Source organism: Nocardia sp. NPDC057440, from assembly GCF_042802915.1.
Lineage (GTDB): Bacteria > Actinomycetota > Actinomycetes > Mycobacteriales > Mycobacteriaceae > Nocardia.
The window spans coordinates 204403-211479 of record NZ_JBHVDF010000012.1 but is presented as its reverse complement, the minus strand read 5'-3'; the positions used below and the strand labels follow the sequence as shown (position 1 = coordinate 211479).

The 7077-nt window shown below is 65.4% G+C and carries 8 protein-coding genes; 4 read left to right on the top strand and 4 right to left on the bottom strand.

The window, feature by feature from the left end:
* Window positions 1-325 precede the first annotated feature (325 nt).
* Window positions 326-1579, top strand: a complete 1254-nt coding sequence (locus tag ACFU4Z_RS24575; RefSeq protein WP_379066844.1) for a TetR/AcrR family transcriptional regulator — start codon at window positions 326-328, stop codon at window positions 1577-1579.
* A gap of 73 nt (window positions 1580-1652) precedes the next feature.
* Here ACFU4Z_RS24575 and ACFU4Z_RS24570 read toward each other — a convergent pair whose 3' ends face one another.
* On the bottom strand, window positions 1653-2063 hold the full coding sequence (locus ACFU4Z_RS24570; RefSeq protein WP_379066842.1) for a Scr1 family TA system antitoxin-like transcriptional regulator: 411 nt from the start codon (window positions 2061-2063) through the stop codon (window positions 1653-1655).
* An 18-nt stretch (window positions 2064-2081) separates the two neighbouring features.
* On the opposite strand from ACFU4Z_RS24570, the gene ACFU4Z_RS24565 reads away from it, so the two are divergent.
* A complete protein-coding gene (locus ACFU4Z_RS24565; RefSeq protein WP_379066840.1) occupies window positions 2082-2285 on the top strand; it encodes a hypothetical protein in 204 nt (67 codons plus the stop codon).
* 147 nt (window positions 2286-2432) lie between these two features.
* Here the strand turns inward: ACFU4Z_RS24565 and ACFU4Z_RS24560 are convergent, their stop codons facing one another.
* Complete coding sequence (locus ACFU4Z_RS24560) at window positions 2433-3560, bottom strand: serine hydrolase domain-containing protein (RefSeq protein WP_379066838.1); 1128 nt, start codon at window positions 3558-3560, stop codon at window positions 2433-2435.
* Window positions 3561-3686: 126 nt separating this feature from the next.
* Here ACFU4Z_RS24560 and ACFU4Z_RS24555 point away from each other — a divergent pair, with 126 nt between their 5' ends.
* Complete coding sequence (locus ACFU4Z_RS24555; RefSeq protein WP_379066836.1) at window positions 3687-4508, top strand: carboxymuconolactone decarboxylase family protein; 822 nt, start codon at window positions 3687-3689, stop codon at window positions 4506-4508.
* Window positions 4509-5062: 554 nt separating this feature from the next.
* Window positions 5063-6409: a helix-turn-helix domain-containing protein gene (locus tag ACFU4Z_RS24550; protein ID WP_379066834.1), complete on the top strand. Its 1347-nt coding sequence runs from the start codon at window positions 5063-5065 to the stop codon at window positions 6407-6409.
* A gap of 63 nt (window positions 6410-6472) precedes the next feature.
* Here the strand turns inward: ACFU4Z_RS24550 and ACFU4Z_RS24545 are convergent, their stop codons facing one another.
* Together ACFU4Z_RS24545 and ACFU4Z_RS24540 are read right to left on the bottom strand one after the other, a co-directional pair.
* Window positions 6473-6718 (bottom strand): ribbon-helix-helix domain-containing protein, encoded by a 246-nt coding sequence (locus tag ACFU4Z_RS24545; RefSeq protein ID WP_379066832.1) that lies wholly within the window; start codon window positions 6716-6718, stop codon window positions 6473-6475.
* Between the two features lie 111 nt (window positions 6719-6829).
* Window positions 6830-7048, bottom strand: coding sequence for an MbtH family protein (locus ACFU4Z_RS24540; protein ID WP_379066830.1), 219 nt, complete (start codon window positions 7046-7048; stop codon window positions 6830-6832).
* Window positions 7049-7077: the final 29 nt, after the last annotated feature.

The following is a 7077-nucleotide window of genomic DNA, read 5'->3' as shown; positions in this document are numbered from 1 at the left end:
GTGTTTTTTGTGTCGCGCGCGCCCCGCCGCGCGCCCGCCCGCTCGCCCCCGGGGGGGGGGGTCCCATAGCCCAGCGAGCTCCTCTGTGGGCGCGGGCGGGGGGGGGGGCCCCCCCCCCCCCCCGCGACGATGCCGCACCCTCCCCACATGTGGGCAGAATGCCCTACCAACCGGTCGATGAAAGTTATCGTAGATTCTGATACCAAGCGAAACAGATACTCGATGTAGAAGCTGGTATCCATCGCAATTTGTGATCTTTGATTCAATACGATCACGGGCCAGGAAGCCGCGCATACCCACCATCCGATTGGGCTACCATCGCGACATGGATGCCCAGGATCGCCGCACTGCGCGGAAAGCGACCGCAGGCTCGGGCGGCTCCGCACGCGCGGTGCGGCGGCGTCCGCGCGACCGACGGGCACAGATCGCCGCGGCGTCCGCGGAGGCATTCGGATCCTTCGGGTACCACGGCGTGAGCATGGAGGACATCGCCTCCCGGCTCGACATCAGCTCCACCGCGCTCTACCGGCACTACCCGAGCAAGTACGCGCTGTTCCGGGAGGAGGCGCTGCGCCTGGGCGGACTCAGCGAAGACGCCGTGATGTTGCCCGCGGAGCTGCGCGAGCGGCCCGCCGAAGAACGCCTCGGCCACATCCTCGACGCCCTGATCACGGCATCCATCGCGAATCGTCGCAGCGCCGCCCTGTTGCGCTGGCAGCACCGCTACCTCGAGGACGCCGATCGCCGGATCCTGATCGACCAGCTCACGACTACCGAAGCGGTGGTGCGAGCACTGCTCGCCGAGACACGTCCGCAACTGGACGATGCGGACCGAGCGGTGCTCGCGGCCGCCGCCATGAGCGTGATCGGCAGCATCTCCGATCACCATGTCTCGGTGCCGGTGCGTCCGCTGACCACACTGTTGCGTGCCGCTTGCCGTTCGGTGACCAGCAGCGAGCTGCCGCCACTGAACAGCGCCGACACCGAATCCGTTGGGGCGAGCGAGATTCCGCTGACGTTCAAACATGAGCTGCTGCTCAAGCGCGCGGTCGAGCTGTTCCACGAGCGTGGCTATCCGAATGTCAGCGTGGAGGACATCGCCAATGCGGCCGGGCTGCCTGCCTCGTCGGCGGTATACCGCTTCTACCGCAGCAAAGGCGATATTCTCGCCGCCGCGTTCCGTCGTGCCGCAGACCGGGTTTCGGCGGCGATCGGGCCCGCGATCGCGGCATCCGACAGCCCCGAACAGGCGCTGACGACGCTGATCGAGCTGTACGTCACGGGCTCGTTCGCCGAGCGCGACTTGACCTTCGTCTATTACGCCGAGATCAGCAACGTGCCTGCGGAGGCTCGCACGGTGCTGCGAAACATCCAGCGGCTCAACGTCGAAGAGTGGGCGAAGCTGCTCGCCGCTGTTCGTCCCGAGCTCACCGCGGCCGAGGCGCGACTGCTCGTGCATGCCGCGCTCGCTCTGGTCGTCGACCTCGGTCAATGGCTCGGCCCCGACAATCCGGTCTGCTCGCGGCGGCGGGTGATCCACCTGATGCAGATCATTCTGTTCGGCCGCCCCGCAGGCTGACTGCGGCAATTTCGGCGGCGCGAGCGGCGAGTTGACCTTGTTGACCAGCCGTGTCGCGGCCCGGCAGCTGGTGCTACACAGCTGTCGAACCGTCAGCGCCGGCTTCGATGCCAAGCCGCTTGTCTAGCGCTCCTCGCATCAGCGCGCGGGCCGCGTCTCCATGAACAGCTTGTTTCGCAAGCGCCGAGAAGGACTTCTCATAGAAGACAAGCTCTCGCGGCTGCGTGATGGTCAGCTCTGCCGTGATTGTCTCCACCTGCACCATCCGCTGGTCGTAGATCACGAAATTTGTTGTGGTGTAGATGAATCCGGCAGCCTGCGGAACGATGCCGAAGGCAACTCTGGGCAGCATCATAAGGTTGGTCAGGTGCTCGATTTGCTCGACCATCACCGAGTGGTCGCCGACTGTCGTGTGTAAGGCCTGCTCTCCTATGAGGTAATTGAATCGGTGGATGCCTTCGCGGAGGACACGTTGACGCTCCATGCGTCCTTGGTGGCGGAAATGAAGTACCACACCAAGGTCGAACGGGACGGCCGGTTTTGGCTTGTCCACGTTCCTGAGATCGACCAGTGGACCCAGGCACGCGACCTCCGAGAGGTCGCGCCGATGGCACGCGATCTCATCGCCGTTATGGAGGAGGTTGAGCCGGACCCCTTCGAACTGGATGTCTCGATCGAACTTCCGGTTGAGGTTCGCTCCCGCTGACAGCGATCAAAGCTAGTCTCTTCAGCAGGTTTCGCCTAAGCAGCGAGGAGCCGTTCTGCTGGAGTTATACACCAAGATCACCAGCTTGATGCTGCGGTTCACGCCGGTATACGTTGCCGCGTATTCTTGCCTGTAAATAGCGACGGGTCACGGGCACAGAGCCCGGCTCAACATGCCAGGGATGTCGGGTTGCGACTCCGGAACCTGAGTGAAGGCGTAGGTGATCGCGCGCCCTTCCGGCGTCGCGCCGGAGACCGTGAGGAACCCGTATATCCCGCCGGTGTGGCCGACATACTCTGCGCCACACGGCAAGTGCGTGTACCCGATGCCGAGTCCATAGTTCATGCCTGCCGGCTCGGACCCCATGGAGACACCCGCACGCATCTCGGCCAGCTGGGCCGCGGGTACCACCCGGCCCGCAAGCAGCTCCGAGTAGAAACGATTCAGATCCGCACCGGTGGACACCATCGCGCCCGCGGCCCACGGCACCGAGGGCTCGATCCGGGTCACGTCGGTCATCACCCCGTCGACGGAGGCGTAACCCTTCGGGTGCGGCCCGCGGATGTCCAGCTCGCCGGGACCCGGGAGATAGGTGTCTTCGAGAGCGAGCGGCCGCAGGATGCGCCGGTTCAGCTCCTCGGTATACGGCGCGCCCGTGACCCGCTCGACCAGCATGCCCGCGACGATGTAGTTGGTATTGGTGTACTCCCACCGCGTGCCAGGCGCGAACAATGCCGGCCGCGTCAGCGCGCTGGCGACCTCCTGCGCGGGCGTCACCGTGCGACCTTCGAGCGCCACCCGGTACTCGTCGATCCGCGGGTCGTCGGTCAATTCGGGCAGTCCGCTCTGATGGCGCAGAATGTGACGCACGGTGATGGCGCGGCCATCGATGCCGTCGCCCACCAGCAAGCCGGGCAGGTAGGTGTCGATCGGTTCGTCGAGCCGAATCTTGCCCTCCGCCACCAACTGCAGCACCACCGAAGCGATGAACGACTTGCTGATGGAGCCGATCCGTGTCTGCTGCGGTGGATCGGCGAGGATCGGTGCGCGCGTGTCGCGATCGGCGACACCGCTGGTCAAGATGACCGTGGCACCGTTCTCGGTCACCGTGGCGATCGCCCCGGCCAGCCCGGACTCCACCATCCGATCGATTTCGGCCTGCACGGCCTGCTTTCGGCTGTCGGACACCCCTTGCGCGGCCGGTTTCGGGTCCGATGAGCATCCGACGAGCAGAGCAACCGCGAACGTAGCCACAACGATCGGAAGAAAGCGCACACCTCGACATTAGGACTCGCGGCGCAACGCCACATCGGGGTCGAACCCCGAGATTCACCTGATTTCGACGTCGGCCTCGGAGGATGAGCTTGCGTTGGAGTGCACTCCAGCTTTTACAGTTCGGACATGACGAACACACAGTCCACAACAGCGACTTCTACCAGCGAAAATGACCGTCTCGAACGCGGCTCGGCACTCTTGCGGACCATCAGTGGCAGCCCGAATCCCGCGGCGATCGACAGCCTTGCCGACATCGCACCGGACCTCGGCAGGCTGACCGTCGAGTTCGGCTACGGCGACATCCTGTCCCGCCCCGGCCTGACCCTGCCGCAACGCCAGCTCGCCACGGTGGCCGCGCTCGCGGCCATCGGCAATGCGGCACCTCAGCTGCGCTTCCACATCGACGGCGCGCTGAATGTGGGCTGCACGCGCGAGGAGATCGTGGAGACCCTCATCCACGTCAGCGTGTACGCGGGCTTTCCGGCCACGCTCAACGGACTGACCGCGGCCCGTGCGGTTTTCGACGCCCGCACCGACGTTCCAGCGCAGACCCGAACCGCCCCCGCCCCGACCGGTGACCGGTTCGAGCGTGGCAGCGCCCGGCTTTCGGAGATCGACGGCCACGCCGGCGAGCAGGTCATCGCCTCGCTGCAGGACATCGCCCCCGACCTCGCCCGCTACGTCCTCGAATTCGCATTCGGCGACATCTACTCCCGCCCCGGCCTCGACCTAAAGACGCGTGAGCTGACCACCGTCGCCATGCTCACCGCCCTCGGCACCGCCGCACCCCAACTCGAAGTGCACATCCACGGCCTGCTCAACGTCGGTGGGACCACCACCGAGACGGTCGAAGTCATCACCCAGATGGCGGTCTACGCAGGCTTCCCCGCCGCCCTCAACGCAATCGCCGTAGCACGTAAAGTATTCGCCGACCGCGCGGCGAACTGATCGGCAGCGCCACCCTCGAGCGATGTCGGTGCCGCCACCGCTGACCACCACACGCCGCGCTCGACGAGGGCAGCCACAGCCTTCGATCGCGGCCTGACGGCAGCTGCCTACTTCTCGGCGGCTCGGCGGAAGCAGTAGGCCGATGAGGCCAGATATTGGCGGCAGCGCGCGCCGTGGCCCGCGTGCACGGCAACGATGAAGCGGGCTCTGTCGTAAGTGAGACCAATCGGTTCCTGTGCACAGTCGCGGCTCTGCACGAGCCACAATTCCCTGATATCCGAGCGCAATGTGTCCATCGTTCACCTCCGGGAAAAGTAAATGCACCCGACACCGAGAGGCGCCGCCGGAACCGCGCTCGACTCGGCTGGATCGGACCGAGTCGGGACCGTGCGCCGGGCTTCCGGAAAGCAGGCACCCCGAAAGGGTTTGGGCATAACCCCCGGTGCCGGGTACCGACTAAGCGTGCGCGTTGCGATTCGGCGTATAACAGTCCCGAAACCGGTAAATCCGAGTAATTTCCGATTGAATCAACCTGGTGCGAGGGAGGAGGACCTATGGTTGAAGTCGACTGGACGGGCGACGACGTGCGCGCCCTCCGCGCGGCGATGAAGCGAAGTCGCTACGAGTTCGCGCGCTTGGTGGGCGTCACCCCGCGCACCGTGGTCTTGTGGGAGAACGGCCGGACAACCCGGATGCACGACGCAAGCAGGCGCCTGCTCGACGGGGTCCTGTCGCAGGCCGATTCGGTGGTCGTCACGCGGTTCGAGCGCGCGATCCTCGCGGACTACTCGGCGGCAGGCGAGACCGAAGACACGAGCGCGGCGCTCGTTCGGAATACCAAGCTCGGTAGGGAAACTGGGCTCGACAAGGAAGTCGAGGACAATGACGTGAGACGGCGTGAACTATTAGCCTGCGTAGGCGCGGGCCTGGCCGGCCGAGCAGCGGATCTCGTGGCGAACGAGCCCGAGAAGATGCTGGCCACACTCGATGCCGGATCGATCAGCGAGCGCAGACTCGGCCTGCTGGAGGAGTCGGCGCAGACGCTCGGCACGCGAGTGGTACAGGTGCCGCCCTACGAGTTGCTGCACGCCACGCTCGACCAATTCCGTACTGTGCGAGGGTGTCTCGCCGAACGACAGGCCACCCATCATCAGATCCGGCTGGTCCGCACGGCGGGCAGACTGGCCAACGTCGTCGGTGAAATCCTTTTCAACGAGGGGCATTTCGGCCAGGCCCGGATGTGGTATACGACCGCGATTCATGCCGCGCAGGACATCGGCGACCGCTACTCGGAAGACATCGCGTTGGCCGGCCTCACATATCTGCCCACCTATAGCGATAAACCGAAGGAAGTTTTACACCTACTCGCCCCACGTCTCGCAGAAAATCCGGGACACGGTCCCGCCGTCGCCTGGTTATGGGGAATGGCGGCGCGCGCCCACGCCAGCCTCGGCGACGCCGGCCAATTCGCCTATTGCATAAACAAATCTTCCGCCGCACTCGATGACTTCACCTCTGCGGACCTGCCGGTCGGAATCTTTTCCTTTCGTCCCGAAAAACTCGCTTTCTATCAGGCCATCGGATATTCCCGGCTCGGCCGCGCCGAGGAGACCGCGAGCGCCGCGGCACGGGCGATTTCGCTGTACGACCCGCAGGAAACAATGGAGCCGGCCCTCGTCCAATTCGAGCATGCGACGGCCCTGCTCAGCTCCGGCGAGGTCGACGAGGCGTGTGCGATCGCCACCCGGGCGATCACGAACGGCCACACCTATGTCGGCCTGACGGTCACCAAGCGCGCCAGACAGTTCGACTCGGCCCTGACAGGGCAGCGCGGCCGCGCGGTGTCCGACTGGCGCGAACAGGCTCGGCTGATCTGTGATTCCGCGCGGACACGGGCATGACGGATCCACGCGTCACACGACGCCGCGGACTCCAGCGTCATACGACGCTGAGTTCACAGACCGTCACACGACGCTGCTGCGGGCCGCGCGCTGCCGCTTGCCCCGCATAACGCCTGCCAACCAGACGCCGACCGGCTTGGTGGCGCTGGTTTTCGGCATGAGGTCGGCGAAAGGCGCGTGCGCCCGGCCGACTTCGGCGGCATCGGCGATATAGGCGGACACCGAACTGGCATGGCCCGCCGCCACGGCATGTTCGGCGGTGGCGACCAGTTCCTCGGGCAGTGTCACGGTGATTCGGCGGGTTGTCATGTCTTCCATCATCCTCGCCTGGGCAGACTCTGTATGCATGACGTGCCGATCGTGATGTATTCGCGGGGCGCACCGGCCGGCAGGGGGATGTGGGCCGGCGCGCCCCGCTATTCAGTTGGTTTCGGGGTGCATCGCCGCGATGAGGGAGTTGGGACGCATGTCGAGCCAGTGGGATTCGACGTATTCCAGGCAGGCGGCGCGGGACGCGGCGCCGTAGGCGATGGTCCAGCCGCCGGGGACGGCCGCGAAGATCGGCCACATCGAGTGCTCGCCCTCCTCGTTGATCAGGACGTAGAACTGGGCGTCATCGTCGTCGAACGGGTTGTTCATCGGGGACCTTCCTGGTGGGAACGGAGAAT